Raw genomic sequence first — 15482 nt, forward strand, 5'->3', positions numbered from 1 at the left:
CCGCCTGCACGCGGCGGTGGTGAGTTTGTTTGAGCTAGGACCGGGTCGGATCGCCCGCGCGTGGCACGGGCGGACGCGTGGTGGCGCTGGGCTTGCTCGACCGCGCGTTGGTGCGATTGGGCTGGATCGAGCGGCGGTGTCCGCCTGTGGCGAGTGGACGCTGGGCGTGGTTGCGCGGCCGTGCTCCTCAGGGCACGACCGTCACCGGCCAGAGGCCGGCTCGCACGAGGCGGTTCGCCACCGAGCCGACGATGCGGTGTCCCCGGCTCTCCGACGCGCCCACCACCACGAGGTCGGCGTGCAGCTCGACGGCCGCGCGCCGCAGCTCGGTGAAGGCGTCGCCGCGGCGGACGATGAACGTGATCGGCATGTTCGCCTCGTCGGCCAGGTCGCGGATCGGCTTGCGCATCTCGTCGATCGTCGCCTCGTAGGCCTGCTCCTGGGCGGCCGCGAGGTAGCCGGTCGCCATGCCCGTCCACGCCTGCGGCGCCAGCACGTAGACCAGCACCAGCCGCGACCGCTGCCGCCGGGCGAGCCCGGCCGCGTAGGCACCTGCCCTGAGCGCGGTGGGGGAGCCGTCGACGCCGGCGAGGACGACGTGCGGCCCGTCGGTGCCCCGTTCGAACGGCCCCGGCGACCACGCCGGGCCGTACTCCTCGACCAACTGCCCACCGGCCCGCTCCGCACCCACGATCGCATTATCTGGCACCGGCCGCTCCGGGTGCGGGCGCCCGGCACGACTTTGGTACGAATGACGTCTACGCCGACAGGAGGAACCAGGTCGTGGGTAACGGGCCGGACGCGGTGCGGGCAGCCGATGTGGCGATGGCGGCCGCCCGGTTCGCCGGGGTCATCCAGCCGACGCCACTGCACCGCAACGAACGGCTGTCGCTGCAGCACGGCGTGGAGGTCTGGCTCAAGCGCGAGGACCTGTCCGCCGTCCGGTCCTACAAGGGCCGCGGCGCCTACAACCTGGTGAGCCAGCTCTCACCCGAGGAGCGCGCCCGCGGCGTCGTGTGCGCCAGCGCCGGCAACCACGGCCAGGGTGTGGCGTTCGCCTCCGCCGCGCTCGGCGTCCTCGCCCGCGTCTACCTGCCGCGCACCACGCCCCGGCAGAAGCGGGACCGCGTCGCACGCCTGGGTGGCGAGCACGTCCAGATCGTGGTGCACGGCGACACCTACGACGACGCGGCCGCCGCCGCGCAGGCCTACGCCGCGAGCACGGGCACGACGATGATCCCCGCCTTCGACGACCCGCGCACGATCGCCGGGCAGGGCACCGTCGTCAAGGAGGCCATCGAGCAGCTCGGCAAGGCGCCCGACGTGGTCGTCGTGCCGGTCGGCGGCGGTGGCCTGCTCGCCGGAACGCTCGCCTGGCTGCGGGAGACCCACCCCGAGGTGCGCGTCGTCGGCGCCGAACCGCAGGGCGCGGCCAGCATGGCGCTCGCCCTCGAGCACGGTGGCCCGGTCGCCATGGAGACCATCGACCCGTTCGTCGACGGCGCCGCCGTCCGGCTCGTCGGTGAGCACACCTACGCCCTGGCCGCCGACCGCCGTCCCGACATGATCGCGGTGCCCGAGGGCAAGATCTGCGTCGAGATGCTCGACCTCTACCAGTCCGACGGCATCATCGCCGAGCCCGCCGGCGCGCTCTCACCGGCCGCGCTCGGGCTCGACCTCGGGCTGGCACCGGGATCGACGGTGCTGTGCATCGTCTCCGGCGGCAACAACGACGTCAGCCGCTACGCCGAAATCGTCGAACGAGCGCTGATCTTCGAGGGGCGCAAGCACTACTTCCTCGTCGAGTTCCCGCAGGAGCCCGGCGCGCTGCGCAGGTTCCTCGACGACGTGCTCGGCCCCGACGACGACATCACGCTCTTCGAGTACGTCAAGCGCAACAACCGCGAGACGGGCCCCGCGCTGGTCGGCATCGAACTCGGGTCGCCGGAGAACCTGGAACCGATGATGAAGCGGATGATGGCCGGCTCGCACCGCATCGAACGCGTCCCGCCCGACAGCCCGCTGTTCACGTTCCTGGTGTGACCGCGGAGCGCCGGGAACCGGCGATCAGCCCTTCGCGGCCACGGCCTGCTCGAAGAAGTCCGCCAGCTGGCGTCCGTAGGCCTCGAGGTCCAGGGACGGGTTCTCGGTGTAGGCCTGGATCGCTCCGTCGATGCTTTGCGCGATCGTGCGGGCCGCGACCTCCGGGGAGAACTCGCCGAAGGTGCCTTCCTCCTGGCCCTGCGACAGCAGCCGCTCGATGCGGCCGGTTCGGAAGCCGCTCAGCAGCGGGCCCGCGACCGGCCAGCCGTCCGGGTCGTCGGCGTTCGCGGCCACCTCGCGCAGCACGCGGACGCACTCGGGGTGGTCGCGGACGAACGTGACCTCCGTTTCGATCATCGCGCGCAGCATCGCGGCGCGGTCGGTCGTCTCGCCGGCCCGCTCCTCCAGGTACCGGTCCCGGATGCTCAGCGCCGTCGTCACCACCGCCTGGATCAGCCCCGCCTTCGTGCCGAAGTGGTAGCCGATCAGCCGCGTGCTGCTCAACCCGGCGCGCTCCTTGATGCGTGCGAACGACGTGCGGCGATACCCCAGCTCCGACATCGTCGCCAGCGTCGCCGCGATGATCTGCGACCGGCGCGCTTCCTCGGCCGGGCTCAGCCCCAGGTCCGGCTGCACGTCATGGATTACCTGCATGAGTAAAAAATTACTCGGCCGAGTAACGGCGCGCAACCCGATTACTTGAGCAGCGCGTCCACCAGCTCGGTGGTCCAGCTGGGATCGGCCGGCTGGCCGACGAAGATCGCGCGGTAGTAGAGCGGCCCGAGCAGGACGTCCGCGGCGTGCAACGTCGACGGCGCGGTCCCGCCGCGCGAGCGCTCCCGGTCCAGGATCGCCGTCAGCTGGGCGTGCCGGTCCGCCGTGCACGCGCAGCCGCCCTCGGGGCCGGAGCCGATCGTGGCCCGCATGAGCGCCAGGACGTCCGGATCGGCCAGGTCGGTCGCCACGTCCGCCGCCCACCGCCGCAGGTCCTCGCGCAGCGAACCGGTGTCCGGCACCACGATGTCACCGCTGAAGCGGCTGCTCGCGACGTCCGCCATCAGCTCGGCGACCGACCCCCACCGCCGGTACAGCGTGGTCGGGTGGACCCCCGCCCGGGTCGCGATCAACGGCAGCGTCAGCGCCTCGGCGGGGTTCTCGGCCAGGAACTCCACGACGGCGCGGTGCACGGCGGCGCGCACCCGTGCGGACCGGCCGCCCGGACGGGTTGTGCTGATGGTGGCGGGCATGAGGAAATTATCGCATCGATCGCTGCGTTTGCGCTATGGTCGTCCTAACGCATCGATCTTTGCTTTTCGGAGGAGTGCCGATGTCGAGTAGTCCGGCCGTCGCCCCGGTGGCGGTCCGCCCGAGAGTCCGGCTGTCGCAGCCGGTGGCGTTCGCGGCGGTCGCGGTGATCTTCGTGCTGTTCATGGCGGCATCCAGCGTCCCGTCCCCGCTCTACGTCGTCTACCAGCAGGAATGGGGCTTCTCGTCGATGACGCTCACCGTGGTCTTCGCGGTGTACGTCCTGGGGTTGATCGCGTCGCTGCTGGTCGTCGGCGCCCTGTCGGACCACGTCGGGCGACGGCCGGTGCTGGCCGCGGCGATCGTGGGCGAAGCCGTCTCGCTCGTGTTGTTCCTGGTCGCCGGTGACGTCTCCGCGCTGTTCGCGGCCCGCGTCGTGCAGGGCATCGCGACCGGCGCGGCGATGTCCGTGCTCGGCGCGACGCTCGTCGACCTGAACCCGGCGCACGCGCCCGGCCGCGCGGGCATGATCAGCAGCGTCGCCCCGACCAGCGGGCTCGCACTCGGCGCCCTCGGCTGCGGCGCCCTCGTCCAGTTCGCGCCCGCGCCGACGCACCTGGTGTACGCGCTCCTGCTCGCCGGCATGGTCGTCGCGCTGCTGCTGACCGCGGGCCTGCCGGAGACCTCGGCTCGCCGTCCGGGCGCGCTGGCCTCGCTCACCCCGCGCCTCGGTGTCCCGGCGCGCCTGCGGCCGGACCTGTTCGCGTTGGTCCCGATCCTGCTCTCCAGCTGGGCACTCGGCGGTCTGTACCTGTCGCTCGGACCGTCGGTCGCGGCCGGGCTGTTCGGGCTCACCAACCACCTCGTCGGCGGGCTCGTCGTGACCCTGCTGTGCGGCACGGGCGCGCTGACCTCGCTGGTGCTGCGCACCGCCCCGGTCGGCGTGGTGCTGCAGGCCGGCGCCGCGCTGCTGGCGGTCGGGCTGGGCGTCAGCCTGGCCGGTGTGCTGACCGACACCGTCGCGCTCGCCGCGGCCGGGACGGTCGTGTCCGGGGTCGGGTTCGGGGCGTCGGCGCTGGCCAGCTTCGGCACGCTGGCGCGCCTGGCCGCGCCCGCCGAACGCGGGGAACTCTTCGCCGTGGTCTACGTCGTGGCCTACCTCGCGTTCAGCGTTCCCGCGGTGATCGCGGGCTTCGCGGCGACGTCGGCCGGTCTGCGGCCCACCGCGATCGTCTACGGGTTCGCGGTCGCCGGGCTGGCCGTGATCGCCGTCATCGCCCAGTCGGTGCGTCTCGCGCGAAGGTGATCGTGGGATCAGGGGTCGACCAGTTCGAACTCCAGCCGGTCGGGCGCGTTGTGCTGCCGATCTTCGAGCGCGGCGCGCCGGAAGATGTCGACGATCGTTGAGAAGGCCGCCTCGCCGAGCGCTGCGCGACTGGTGGATGCGTGCAGCCACCGCACCCGCACCGGTCGCTCGACGTCCCGGCTGAGGCGGTCCCAGAGGGCGTCGAAGTTCCGTCCGTGGTACGGGCCGAAGTCGAGCAACTCGGATACCTGCTCGTGGAACGAGGTCAGGTCGGTGATCCGGCGGCCGTCCAGCTCGGCGATCTTCATCGGTTCCACCGGTTCAGTGTTGCGCAATCCGGACAAGAGGGCTATCTTCACTCCGGTGATACCCCCTAGGGGTATTGAACGGAGGAACACGAGATGGACCACTCGACGCACGAGCACACCACACACGGCGAGCACGGCGAGCATGCCGGTCACGGCGAGCACGCCGAGCACGGCGCGCACACCGGGCACCGGCCGCCCTCCACCTGGGCCGCCGCCGCGCAGGCCACCCTGCACTGCCTCACCGGCTGCGCCATCGGCGAGGTGCTCGGCATGGTCATCGGCACCGCGCTCGGCCTGCACGGCGTCGCCACGATCGCCCTCGCCGTCGCGCTGGCGTTCGTGTTCGGCTACGCGCTGACCATGCGCGGCGTGCTGAAGGCGGGCGTGCCCTTCCGCACGGCGCTGAAGGTCGCCCTGGCCGCCGACACCATCTCGATCACGGTGATGGAGATCGTGGACAACGCCATCATGGTCGTCGTGCCCGGCGCGATGGACGCCGGCCTGGGCGACTGGCTGTTCTGGGGCGCGCTGGTGTTGGCGCTGGCCGTGGCGTTCGTGCTGACCTGGCCGGTGAACAAGTGGATGATCGGGCGCGGCAAGGGCCACGCGGTCGTCCACGAGTACCACCACTGACTGCGCCGGGCGGCCCTGTCGGCCGCCCGGCCGGTCGTGTTGGCTTGATCCCGTGGGCGGGCGGAAGATCGACCGCCGCCCGGCCCGGGACGGCCGCCCCGTGCGCCGCGGCGCGGACGGGACCTGGCGGGTGACGGGCTACGAGCAGGCCCGCGCGGTGCTGCGCGGCGGTGGCACCGTGCAGGCCGGGCTCGGCACCGAAACGGTCGAGAAGCTGCCGGACAGCTACGAACTGCGGAATCTGGTCGTGACGACGTCCGCACCGGACTAACATCCGCCCTCGTGGCGGACACCGACATCTCCTTCCGAGCCGACCGCATCGACCCGGCCGTGGTCGCGCGCCAGGCCGAGATCCTCGACGTGCAGGCCGCGACCCCGGGCGTGCGGCGGTTGCGGGCCTGGGCGCACGAAGCACTGGCCGTCCAGCCGGGGGAGCGGGCGCTGGAGATCGGCTGCGGCACCGGCTCCGAGGTGCAGGTCCTCGCCGCCGCGGCCGGACCCGGCGGCGAAGCGGTCGGGCTCGACCCCAACGAGGCGATGATCGCGCTGGCCCGCGAGCGGGCCGCGCGGTCGTCCGCTCAGTTCGTGCCCGGCGACGTCTACGCCCTGCCCTTCGCCGACGCGAGTTTCGACGCCGTGCTGTGCGAACGCGTATTCCAGCACCTGACCGAACCCGCGACCGCCGTCGCCGAGATCGTCCGCGTCCTGCGGCCGGGCGGCCGCGTGGCGCTGATCGACACCGACTGGGCGACCGGGATCCTGCACCCCGGGGACCCGGAAACCGTGCGGGGCGTGCTGTCCGGGATGCTCTCGCAGACCGCCGAACCGGCCGCGGGCCGCAAGCTCGCGGGCTGGCTGACCGCGGCCGGCCTGACGATCCTCGACCGCGGCTCGCAGGCCCTGATCTCCGACCACGAATCGGTCCGGGACACGCTCCTGCCGATGATGGTCCAGCACGCCATCGGCAACGGCGCGGTCACCCGCGAGCAGGGGGAGCGGCTGCTCGCCGATGCCGCCGACGGCGCCGCGCGCGGGGACTTCCACCTGTCGGTGACCATGTTCGGGGTGCTGGCTCAGCGCCCCTGAACCTCCCGCCAGGCGGCGAGGACCGCGGCGACGCTGCGGTCGACGTCGGCCTCCGTGGTGCGCCAGTTCGACACCGACACGCGCATCAGCCGCCGACCGCGCCAGACCGTGCCGCCCATCCAGCACTCGCCGGACCGCTGCACCGCGTCCAGCACCTGCGGCGTTTGGTCCCCGAAGCCGACCAGGACCTGGTTGAGCACGACGTCGTTGACCACCTCGGCCCCGGCCTCGGACAGCCGCGCGGCGAAGCGGCGCGCGAGGGCGCAGGTCCGCTCGACGAGGTCCGCGACACCCGTGCGGCCCAGCTGCCGCAGCGCCGCCCACGTGGCGAAACCGCGGGCGCGGCGCGAGGACTCCAGGACGAAGTCGCCCGGCGAGCGCAGGGCTTCCGGCCGGTCGCCGACGAGGTAGGCGGCGGTGTAGGAGGTCGCGGCCGCGTGGGCCGCGGGGTGCGCGCAGAACGCGTAGCCGCTGTCGTAGGGGACGTTGAGCCACTTGTGGCCGTCGGTGGCCCACGAATCGGCCTCCGCCACACCCGTGGTGAGGTGCCGCAGCGCGGGGCTGGCCGCCGCCCACAGCCCGAAGGCGCCGTCGACGTGCACCCACGCCCCGCGGGCGTGGGCGGCCGCGATGGCGGTGGGGAAGTCGTCGAACGCGCCGGTGTTCACCTCGCCCGCCTGCAGGCACACGATCGTCGGCGCATCCGAAGTGGACAGCGCCTCGGCCAGGGCGGCGACGTCGATCGACCCGGACGGGGCGGTCGGCACCTCGGCGATGGCGTCCGTGCCCAGGCCGAGCAGGCGCAGGGCCCGGTCGATCGTCGCGTGCCGCCCGCTGCCGGCGAGGACCCGCACCCGTGGCGCGCCGTGCAGGCCCTGCCGTTCGACGTCCCAGCCGTGGCGCTCCAGAACCGCGTGCCGGGCGGCGGCCAGTCCGACCGTGTTGCCGCCCTGGGCGCCGGTGACGAACCCGAACGACGCCGTGGACGGCAGGCCGAGCAAGTCCTTGAGCCAGCCGCCGGCGACCTCCTCGACGAGGGCCGCGGCGGGCGAGGTGAGCGGGTTGAAGCCGTTCTGGTCCCAGGCCGCGGTGAGGACGTCGGCCGCCGCCGCGGCCTCCAGCGAGCCGCCGGTGACGAAGCCGAAGTACCGCGGACCGGCGCTCGCGACCAGCGCGGGTTCCACGGCCTTCCGCAGCTGGTCGAGCACCGCCGCGGGCTCGGCGGGCCCGGCGGGCAGCTCGCCGAGGGCGGCGCGGACCGCGCCCGGGTCCAGGTCGCGGGGGAACACCGCGCGCTCGTCCAGGCTGGCGCGGAAGTCGCGGCCCAGAGCGGCGGCGAGGAGGAGGACGTCGTCGGCCATCGGGCGATCGTAGTTTCACCGGGCGCGGTGCAGGCTGAGCACGCCGTCCCGGGGACCGGTGGCCGTCCAGGCGCCCGACTCCGCCGTCCAGGTCACGCCGTCGAAGGTGACGCCGTCCAGGCCGAACCGGGTGGCGTTGGCGACCAGCCAGCTCGCGAAGGCCCACCCCTCGGCCGCCGGGTGCGGGCCGCTGAGCACCGCGGTGCCCAGCTCGGCCCTGGCGACCGGCACGATGTCCGCCTCCGGCGCGCCCGGGGAGATGTTGGCGCAGGTCAGGGCGGCCGGCCGGGCCCCGGTCAGCGCCGCCGCCGTCGTCGCGGCCGCCGTCTCCCACTGCGCGTAGGCCTCCGGGAACGCCGAGCGCTGCACCAGCTGCGCCGCCCGCGTCAGCGGCAGGTCCGCCCAGCCCGGCTGCTCCCGCAGCCGCTCGTAGAAGGCCGTCGCCGCGTAGACCGGGTCGGTCACTTCCGCGTAGCTGCCCCATCCCTGGCTCGGCCGCTGCTGGAACAGCCCCGCCGAGTCGCGGTCGCCACCGGGCAAGTTCCGCAGCCGCGACTCCTGGATCGCCGTGGCCAGTGCCACCGTCACGGCGTGCTCGGGCATGTCCAGGCGCTTCCCGACGGCGGCGATCGTGGCCGCGTTGTGGGCCTGCTCGACGGTCAGGTCGAAGGACGAACCGTCCGCCGCGGTCGCCGTGCACCCGGGCCGGGGCGCCGGCCGCCCGGCCAGCACGATCCACGTGACGACCCCGCCGACCACCACGACGGCGAGGAACAGGGCCAGGAGCGCCCCACGACCGCTGCGCATGCTCCCCCTTCCTCGCCGGACCTTGTGCCCGTCAGACGCGCGACGCCGCCCCTGGTTCGTCGTACCCGCTGACGACCTCGGAAAACGGCGTCGGCGTTACCCGGAAGAGGTGCGAAACCGGGTGCGATACCGTTCGGTGCCGAACCTCCACCCGCGCACGAAGGATTTGATCATGGGAGAGAGCTCCCCGAAGGTCACGGTCGTCGTCCCGACCTACAACGAGCGGGACAACCTGCCCAACCTCGTCGGCCAGCTCACCGGCCTCGGGCTGCCCGGCCTGCACGTGCTCGTGGTGGACGACAACTCGCCGGACGGCACCGGCGACGTGGCCGACAAGCTGGCGGCCGAGAACCCGGACCACATCGGCGTGCTGCACCGGACCGAAAAGGACGGTCTCGGCCGCGCCTACGTCGCCGGCATCACCCGGGCGCTGGAGGAGGGCGCGGACATGGTCGTCCAGATGGACGCCGACCTGTCCCACCCGGTCGAGGCGGTCCCGCGGATGATCGAGAAGCTGGCCACGTCGGACGCCGCCGTCGTGCTCGGATCCCGTTACGTGGCAGGCGGTTCGCTCGCCGGCGAGTGGGGCTGGCACCGCAAGGCGCTGTCGGCGTGGGCGAACTTCTACGTCAACGCCATCCTCCGGCTGCGGGTCAAGGACGCCACCGCCGGGTTCAAGGCGTGGCGCGCGGAGACGTTGCGGCGCATCGACATCGCCACGATCCGCAGCAACGGGTACGCGTTCCAGGTCGAGATGAACTACCGCACCGTCAAGCAGGGACTGCGGATCGCGGAGATCCCGATCCGGTTCGAGGAGCGCGCCGACGGCGTGTCCAAGATGAGCCTCGCGGTGCAGCTGGAGTCCGCGCTGATGCCGTGGAAGCTGCTGTTCGGGCGTAAGCTCAGCTAAACGAAACTTCACAATCTTTCACTTGTCCTTGCGCTGTCCCGGTCGCACGCTGGTGGCGTGATCAAGACGTGGGTGCGGATGGGTGTGCTCGCCCTGCTGTGGGGTTCGGCGTTCCTGTGGATCAAGCTCGCGTTGCGCGGGTTCACGCCGATCGAAGTCGCGGTGCTGCGCAGCGTGCTGGGCGCCGCGGTGCTGTTCGTCCTGGCGCGGATCGCCGGGCAGCGGATGCCGCGCGGGCGGACGATGTGGGGGCGGCTGGTCGTGGCCGCGTTCTTCTGCAACGCGGTGCCGTTCGCGTTGTTCAGCATCGGTGAGCAGACGGTCGACTCCGGCATCGCCGGCGTGCTCAACGCGACCACTCCACTGTGGTCACTGCTGGTCGGGCTGGTGCTGGGCACCGAACGCGGGACGCACCCGGCGCGGCTCGGCGGGCTGCTGCTCGGGTTCGGCGGGGTGCTGCTGATCTTCGCGCCCTGGGAGCGGTCCGGGTTGCTCGGCTGGGGTGCGCTGGCGCTGGTGGCGGCCGCGGCGAGCTACGCGATCGCGTTCGCCTACATGGCGCGGAAACTGGCGGGCACCGGCGGGCCGATCGCCACCTCGGCGGCGCAGCTGGGAGTCGCGTCCGGGCTGGCGGCGCTGGCGCTGCCGGTGGACGGCGGCCGGCCCGGGTTCGACGGGCTCGCCGTGCTCGCGGTCGTCCTGCTCGGCGTGTTCGGCACCGGGTTCACCTTCTACCTCAACTACCGGCTCATCGAGGACGAGGGCCCGACCGGCGCGGCGGTCGTCGGGTACCTGCTGCCGGTCGTGTCGGTCGCGCTGGGGGCGGTGGTGCTGGGCGAGCCGGTGACGGTGCGGGTCGTGGCCGGGGTGGTGGTCGTGCTGGCGGGGGTCGGCCTGACGCGGGTGAAACCGCGGCGCGTACGCGTGGCGGCGTAGGCGAAGGTCCCGCTCTGCGCCGGATGTCCCGGAACGTCCGGTTCGCGACAGTGGACCGCATGAGACTCAAAGCGCGGGGACGGAAGGCGTGGCTGACGGCGCACATCGTGTCGGCCGGCGCGTGGATCGGGATCGACGTGGTGCTGGCGGTGCTGGTGTTCACCGCGATGCTGACGGACGAAACGTCGCTGGCCGCGGTGTGCTACCAGGCGCTGCGGCTGTTCGCGGTGTGGCCGGTGCTGGTGGCCGGGCTGGTGTGCCTGGGCAGCGGGATGATGTTGGGGCTGGGCAGCCGGTACGGGCTGGTCCGGTACTGGTGGGTGGCGACCAAGCTGGTGCTCAACGTGGTGCTGACGGTGCTCGGGCTGATCCTGCTGCGCCCGGCGGTCGGCGAGGCGGCGGTGTACGGCGAGTCGCTTCTCGCGGGGATTCCCGGGGTGGCGCCGGACCTGGTGTTCCCGCCGATCGTGTCACCGGCGTGCCTGCTGGCGGCGGTGCTGCTGTCGGTCTACAAGCCGGGTGGGCGGGTTCGCAAGGCGCGGGCGGTGTCGGGGTGACCGGTCACGCCGGTTCCAGGATCAGCGTGCGCGGCCGTCCGGCCAGCGCGGGCGAGTTCTCCCGCGACGACCAGACCTCCCGTTCCAGGAAGGCCAGGAACGCCTCCGCCTCGGGCACCGATCCGAACTCCAGGTCGATCACCACGTAGTGCGCGTCGCCGACGGGGCGGGACACCTGGTGCGCCCGCACGCCGGCCCGGCCGCGCGCCTCGGCGAAGCGCCCGAACGCCGCCTGCCACAGCGGGAAATCCACAATCGAGTGTTCGATGTGCAAGGTGGCCATGACTCCTCCTTCTCCTCGCCGCCGACGGTAGGAATTCCGGCTCGGCGGGCCCATCCCAGGTTCCTGGGGTTCTAGACTCGGCCTGTGGACGCGAGGGCGGTGCGGCTGCGCGTGCTCGGCGAGATCCGGCGCAAGGTCGGCTTCGACGCCTACGCCTGGCCGCTCACCGACCCGGAGACCACCGTCGGCACCGCCCCGCTCGCCGACGTCCCGTGCCTGCCGGAGCTGCCCCGCCTGATCCGGCTCAAGTACCTCACCCCGGTCAACCGCTGGACCGCGCTGCGCCCCGGCACCGTGACGACCCTGCGTGCGGCCACCGGAGGCAACCCCGCCCGGAGCCTGCTGTGGCGCGAAATGCTGGACGGCTACGGCGTCGCCGATGTCGCCTCCGCCGTGTTCGCCGACCGGTTCGGCGTCTGGGCGTTCCTGGACCTGTGGCGGTCCCGCCCCTTCACCGACCCGGAAACCGCGACGCTCACCCGGATCCTCGAACCGGTCACGACCGAACTGCGCCGGGCCCAGGCGGAGACCTTCGCCGCGCGGGACGGCCAGCTGGCGCGGCCGGGGCCGGTCGTGCTGCTGCTCTCCCCGGACCTGGCCGTCCTCGGCCACACCCCGGACACCGCCGAGTACCTGCGCGTGCTCGTCCCGCCGGACGACGGGCGCGCGCCGGTCCCGGCCGGCGCCTACAACGTGGCCGCGCAACTGCTCGCCAACGAATCCGGTGTCGACAGCCACCGCCCGGCCGCCCGCGTGCACCTCGCGGACGGGCGGTGGGTGACCCTGCGCGCGGCGCGGATCGTGCGGGACATCGCCGTCACCATCGAGGAGTCCGCGCCCGCCGAGCGGGTCGCGTTGTTCGGCCGGGCGTTCGGGCTCAGCACCCGCGAGCGGGAGCTGCTCGGGCACCTCGTCCACGGCAGCGACACGCGGGACCTCGCGCGGCGGATGTTCCTGTCCGAGCACACCGTCCAGGACCACCTGAAGTCGATCTTCACCAAGACCGCCGTGCGCAACCGCCGGACCCTGCTGGCCCGCGCGCTCGGCGGCTGATCGAAAACCCGCAAAACTGTCGGTCATCGGTGGTAAGAAGGCGAAGTGACCGACGATGCCTTCGCCGACCTCGACGCCTACGTCCGCCTGCCGCGGCTGTCGGGTCTGGTGCTCTCCCCGGACGGCCGCCGACTCGTCGTCGGCGTGGCGACGCCCGACCTGAAGAAGAACCGCTACACCACGGCGCTGTGGGAGGTGGACCCGGCGGGCGAGCGCCCGGCGCGGCGGCTGACGCGCAGCGCCGAGGGCGAGTCCGGCGCCGCCTTCACCCCCTCTGGCGACCTGCTGTTCGTCTCCGCCCGGCCGGACGCCGCGGCCGAGGGCGAGGACGGCCCGAAGAGCGCGTTGTGGCTGCAGCCCGCCTCCGGCGGGGACGCCCGGGTCGTCGCCGCGCCCGCGGGCGGCATCCACGGCGTCACGGTGGCCGCCGAGGCCGGCACGGTGCTGGCCGGGGCGCCGATGATGCCGTCGGCCACCAGCGCCGACCACGACGCCGAGGTGCGCAAGGCCCGCAAGGACGCCGGGGTCTCGGCGATCCTGCACGAGGAGTACCCCATCCGGTACTGGGACCACGACCTGGGCCCCGACCGCCCCCGGCTGGTCGTCGCCGACGGCGTGCCGGCCGGGGAGGACCGCCTCGAGCTGCGCGACCTCACCGGGCACGCCGGGCGCGCGCTGGGCGACGAAGCGTCCTGGGACGTCGCGCCGGACGGCCGCACCGTCGTCACCACGTGGGTGGTGCCCGAGGCGCGCGGGTCGCAGCGCACCACCGTCGTCGCCATCGACGTCGCCACCGGCGAGCGGCGCGTCCTGGCCGACGACGCCGACCACGAGTACGAGTCGCCGCGGATCTCGCCGGACGGCACCCAGGTCGCGGTCGCCGTGTACCGCCGGTCGACCCCACAAGCCCCGGGTGACTACTGGCTCGCCCTCGTCCCGCTCGCCGGCGGGGAGCTCACGCCGCTGACCCGGGAGTGGGACCGCTGGCCGCACTCGGCGCGGTGGCTGCCGGACGGCTCGGCGCTCGTCGTCGCGGCCGACGACCAGGGCCGCTCGCCGCTGTGGCGGGTCGACGCCACCACCGGTGACGTCACGCGGCTGACCGCCGACGACGGCGCCTACACCGAGCCGCGGATCTCGCCGGACGGCCGGTGGGTCTACGCGCTGCGCTCCGCGGTCGACCACCCGCCGGCGCCGGTGCGCGTCGCCCTCGACGGCGGTGCGATCGAGCCGCTGCCCGGGCCGGCCGAGGCGCTCGGCCTGGACGTCGAGGTTCCCGGCCGCCTCGACGAGGTCACCGCCACCGCCGAGGACGGCACGCCGCTGCGGGCGTGGCTCGCGCTTCCGCGGGACGCCGGCCCGGGCTCGCCCGCGCCGCTGCTGCTGTGGATCCACGGCGGCCCGCTCGGATCGTGGAACGCCTGGCAGTGGCGGTGGAACCCGTGGCTCGCCGTCGCCCAGGGCTACGCCGTCCTGCTGCCCGACCCGGCGATCTCCACCGGCTACGGCTACGAGTTCATCAAACGCGGATGGGGCGCGTGGGGCGCGGCGCCGTTCACCGACCTGATGGCCGTCACCGACGCCGCCGAGCAGCACCCGGACGTCGACGAGACGCGCACGGCCGCGATGGGCGGATCGTTCGGCGGCTACATGGCCAACTGGGTCGCCGGGCACACCGACCGGTTCCAGGCGATCGTCACGCACGCCTCGCTGTGGGCGCTCGACCAGTTCGGGCCGACGACCGACGCGACGTTCTACTGGCAGCGCGAGCTGACCCCGGAGATGGCGGAGGCGAACTCGCCGCACCGCTTCGCCGACCGGATCAGCACGCCGATGCTCGTCATCCACGGCGACAAGGACTACCGCGTCCCGATCGGCGAGGGGCTGCGGCTGTGGTGGGACCTGGCGTCCCGGTCGGCCGCCGAGGACGGCTCGACACCGCACAAGTTCCTCTACTTCCCCGACGAGAACCACTGGATCCTCACCCCGCACCACGCGAAGCTCTGGTACGCCACGGTGTTCGCCTTACTCGCGCAGCACGTGCTGGGCAAGGACTGGCAGCGGCCGGACCTGCTGGGCTGACGGTTAGACACGGTCGTAACGGGAAAGCCCTCCCTCGCCGACATCATCACCGGCGAGGGAGGGCCCCGTGTTCCGTCACACCAAGTTCCTGCAGTTCGAGGCGAAGCCGGAGCGTCCGGACCCCTATTACGCGCGGAAGCTGCAGGAGCTGATCGGTGGCGCCTACGGTGAGATGACGGTGACGATGCAGTACCTGTTCCAGGGCTGGAACTGCCGCATCGAGGGCAAGTACAAGGACCTGATCATGGACACCGCGACCGAGGAGATCGGTCACGTGGAAATGCTGGCCACCATGGTCGCCCGCCTGCTCGAAGGCGCCCCGGCCACCGCCACCGCCGAAGCCGCCAAGGACCCGGTGATGGCGGCCGTGCTGGGCGGGATGGATCCGCAACAGGCCATCGTCGCCGGTGGCGGGGCGGTGCCGGCCGATTCCAACGGCACGCCGTGGAACGGCAAGTACATCGTCGCCTCGGGCAACCTGCTGGCCGATTTCCGGGCCAACGCCGCCGCCGAGGCGCAGGGCCGGTTGCAGACCGCGCGGCTGTACAACATGACCGACGATCCGGGCGTGAAGGAGATGCTGAAGTTCAACCTGGCCCGCGACACCGTGCACCAGAAGCAGTGGCTGCGCGCCATCGAAGAACTCCAAGCCGACGGCCTGGAAACCGACATCGCGCCCAGCGCCCTGCTGGACGAGGAGGACCAGACCCACAACAACACCATCTGGCACCTCTCCGACGGCCCCGACGGCAACAAAGGCTCCTGGGCCACCGGCGAAGACCGCATCGACTACCTCATGGACCCCAAACCCCTCGGCGGCCCCGGCAGCGCCCCCGAACCCGACCCGGAGCTCTACGCGACCGCCCCGCGCG

The 15482-nt window shown here is 72.9% G+C and carries 17 protein-coding genes and 1 pseudogene; 11 read left to right on the forward strand and 7 right to left on the reverse strand.

The window, feature by feature from the left end; all coding sequences use genetic code 11:
• Positions 1 to 187 precede the first annotated feature (187 nt).
• Positions 188 to 691: a universal stress protein gene (locus tag IE290_RS33620; RefSeq protein WP_229874868.1), complete on the reverse strand. Its 504-nt coding sequence runs from the start codon at positions 689 to 691 to the stop codon at positions 188 to 190.
• A 113-nt stretch (positions 692 to 804) separates the two neighbouring features.
• Here IE290_RS33620 and ilvA point away from each other — a divergent pair, with 113 nt between their 5' ends.
• On the forward strand, positions 805 to 2043 hold the full coding sequence (ilvA, locus tag IE290_RS33625; protein ID WP_191248963.1) for a threonine ammonia-lyase IlvA: 1239 nt from the start codon (positions 805 to 807) through the stop codon (positions 2041 to 2043).
• Positions 2044 to 2067: 24 nt separating this feature from the next.
• Here the strand turns inward: ilvA and IE290_RS33630 are convergent, their stop codons facing one another.
• On the reverse strand, positions 2068 to 2697 hold the full coding sequence (locus IE290_RS33630; protein WP_191248772.1) for a TetR/AcrR family transcriptional regulator: 630 nt from the start codon (positions 2695 to 2697) through the stop codon (positions 2068 to 2070).
• 41 nt (positions 2698 to 2738) lie between these two features.
• The gene (locus tag IE290_RS33635) at positions 2739 to 3290 is read right to left on the reverse strand and encodes a TetR/AcrR family transcriptional regulator (RefSeq protein ID WP_191248773.1); all 552 of its coding nucleotides are present in this window, start codon (positions 3288 to 3290) and stop codon (positions 2739 to 2741) included.
• 80 nt (positions 3291 to 3370) lie between these two features.
• Between IE290_RS33635 and IE290_RS33640 the strand changes: the two genes are divergently transcribed.
• Positions 3371 to 4594 (forward strand): MFS transporter, encoded by a 1224-nt coding sequence (locus IE290_RS33640; RefSeq protein WP_191248774.1) that lies wholly within the window; start codon positions 3371 to 3373, stop codon positions 4592 to 4594.
• Positions 4595 to 4602: 8 nt separating this feature from the next.
• Here IE290_RS33640 and IE290_RS33645 read toward each other — a convergent pair whose 3' ends face one another.
• Positions 4603 to 4902: a barstar family protein gene (locus IE290_RS33645; protein WP_191248964.1), complete on the reverse strand. Its 300-nt coding sequence runs from the start codon at positions 4900 to 4902 to the stop codon at positions 4603 to 4605.
• A 93-nt stretch (positions 4903 to 4995) separates the two neighbouring features.
• Between IE290_RS33645 and IE290_RS33650 the strand changes: the two genes are divergently transcribed.
• From IE290_RS33650 to IE290_RS33660, 3 genes are read left to right on the forward strand one after another with little or no spacing between them, the layout of a single operon-like run.
• A complete protein-coding gene (locus IE290_RS33650) occupies positions 4996 to 5535 on the forward strand; it encodes a DUF4396 domain-containing protein (RefSeq protein WP_191248775.1) in 540 nt (179 codons plus the stop codon).
• Positions 5536 to 5587: 52 nt separating this feature from the next.
• Positions 5588 to 5806: a hypothetical protein gene (locus IE290_RS33655; RefSeq protein ID WP_229874869.1), complete on the forward strand. Its 219-nt coding sequence runs from the start codon at positions 5588 to 5590 to the stop codon at positions 5804 to 5806.
• An 11-nt stretch (positions 5807 to 5817) separates the two neighbouring features.
• Complete coding sequence (locus IE290_RS33660; RefSeq protein WP_191248776.1) at positions 5818 to 6621, forward strand: methyltransferase domain-containing protein; 804 nt, start codon at positions 5818 to 5820, stop codon at positions 6619 to 6621.
• Here the strand turns inward: IE290_RS33660 and IE290_RS33665 are convergent.
• Complete coding sequence (locus tag IE290_RS33665) at positions 6609 to 7982, reverse strand: pyridoxal phosphate-dependent decarboxylase family protein (RefSeq protein ID WP_191248777.1); 1374 nt, start codon at positions 7980 to 7982, stop codon at positions 6609 to 6611. The genes IE290_RS33660 and IE290_RS33665 overlap by 13 nt on opposite strands.
• 15 nt (positions 7983 to 7997) lie before the next feature.
• Positions 7998 to 8789 carry a hypothetical protein gene (locus IE290_RS33670; protein WP_191248778.1) on the reverse strand — a complete coding sequence of 264 codons (792 nt, stop codon included), beginning with the start codon at positions 8787 to 8789 and terminating at the stop codon, positions 7998 to 8000.
• Positions 8790 to 8961: 172 nt separating this feature from the next.
• Between IE290_RS33670 and IE290_RS33675 the strand changes: the two genes are divergently transcribed.
• From IE290_RS33675 to IE290_RS33685, 3 genes are all read left to right on the forward strand, one after another.
• On the forward strand, positions 8962 to 9699 hold the full coding sequence (locus IE290_RS33675) for a polyprenol monophosphomannose synthase (RefSeq protein WP_191248779.1): 738 nt from the start codon (positions 8962 to 8964) through the stop codon (positions 9697 to 9699).
• Positions 9700 to 9777: 78 nt separating this feature from the next.
• On the forward strand, positions 9778 to 10635 hold the full coding sequence (locus tag IE290_RS33680) for a DMT family transporter (protein WP_191248965.1): 858 nt from the start codon (positions 9778 to 9780) through the stop codon (positions 10633 to 10635).
• A gap of 59 nt (positions 10636 to 10694) precedes the next feature.
• Entirely contained in the window at positions 10695 to 11192 is a 498-nt protein-coding gene (locus tag IE290_RS33685) for a hypothetical protein (RefSeq protein WP_191248780.1), read from the forward strand.
• A 4-nt stretch (positions 11193 to 11196) separates the two neighbouring features.
• Here the strand turns inward: IE290_RS33685 and IE290_RS33690 are convergent, their stop codons facing one another.
• Positions 11197 to 11475, reverse strand: coding sequence for a hypothetical protein (locus tag IE290_RS33690; protein WP_191248781.1), 279 nt, complete (start codon positions 11473 to 11475; stop codon positions 11197 to 11199).
• Between the two features lie 84 nt (positions 11476 to 11559).
• Here IE290_RS33690 and IE290_RS33695 point away from each other — a divergent pair, with 84 nt between their 5' ends.
• From IE290_RS33695 to IE290_RS33705, 3 genes and pseudogenes are all read left to right on the forward strand, one after another.
• Positions 11560 to 12528 (forward strand): helix-turn-helix transcriptional regulator, encoded by a 969-nt coding sequence (locus IE290_RS33695; RefSeq protein WP_229874870.1) that lies wholly within the window; start codon positions 11560 to 11562, stop codon positions 12526 to 12528.
• A 45-nt stretch (positions 12529 to 12573) separates the two neighbouring features.
• Positions 12574 to 14610, forward strand: coding sequence for a S9 family peptidase (locus IE290_RS33700; protein ID WP_191248782.1), 2037 nt, complete (start codon positions 12574 to 12576; stop codon positions 14608 to 14610).
• 67 nt (positions 14611 to 14677) lie between these two features.
• Positions 14678 to 15472: pseudogene (locus IE290_RS33705) on the forward strand (manganese catalase); the annotation flags it as partial.
• Positions 15473 to 15482: the final 10 nt, after the last annotated feature.

This window comes from Amycolatopsis deserti, assembly GCF_014653945.1.
Classification (GTDB): domain Bacteria; phylum Actinomycetota; class Actinomycetes; order Mycobacteriales; family Pseudonocardiaceae; genus Amycolatopsis_E; species Amycolatopsis_E deserti.

What these genes read in the sequence shown, in the direction of transcription:
- IE290_RS33635 (WP_191248773.1), bottom strand. Translation starts at nt 3,290, where the DNA reads ATGCCCGCCACCATCAGCACAACCCGTCCGGGCGGCCGGTCCGCACGG.
- IE290_RS33665 (WP_191248777.1), bottom strand. Translation starts at nt 7,982, where the DNA reads ATGGCCGACGACGTCCTCCTCCTCGCCGCCGCTCTGGGCCGCGACTTC.
- IE290_RS33630 (WP_191248772.1), bottom strand. Translation starts at nt 2,697, where the DNA reads ATGCAGGTAATCCATGACGTGCAGCCGGACCTGGGGCTGAGCCCGGCC.
- IE290_RS33685 (WP_191248780.1), top strand. Translation starts at nt 10,695, where the DNA reads ATGAGACTCAAAGCGCGGGGACGGAAGGCGTGGCTGACGGCGCACATC.
- IE290_RS33680 (WP_191248965.1), top strand. Translation starts at nt 9,778, where the DNA reads ATGGGTGTGCTCGCCCTGCTGTGGGGTTCGGCGTTCCTGTGGATCAAG.
- IE290_RS33670 (WP_191248778.1), bottom strand. Translation starts at nt 8,789, where the DNA reads ATGCGCAGCGGTCGTGGGGCGCTCCTGGCCCTGTTCCTCGCCGTCGTG.
- IE290_RS33640 (WP_191248774.1), top strand. Translation starts at nt 3,371, where the DNA reads ATGTCGAGTAGTCCGGCCGTCGCCCCGGTGGCGGTCCGCCCGAGAGTC.
- IE290_RS33645 (WP_191248964.1), bottom strand. Translation starts at nt 4,902, where the DNA reads ATGAAGATCGCCGAGCTGGACGGCCGCCGGATCACCGACCTGACCTCG.
- IE290_RS33675 (WP_191248779.1), top strand. Translation starts at nt 8,962, where the DNA reads ATGGGAGAGAGCTCCCCGAAGGTCACGGTCGTCGTCCCGACCTACAAC.
- IE290_RS33650 (WP_191248775.1), top strand. Translation starts at nt 4,996, where the DNA reads ATGGACCACTCGACGCACGAGCACACCACACACGGCGAGCACGGCGAG.
- IE290_RS33690 (WP_191248781.1), bottom strand. Translation starts at nt 11,475, where the DNA reads ATGGCCACCTTGCACATCGAACACTCGATTGTGGATTTCCCGCTGTGG.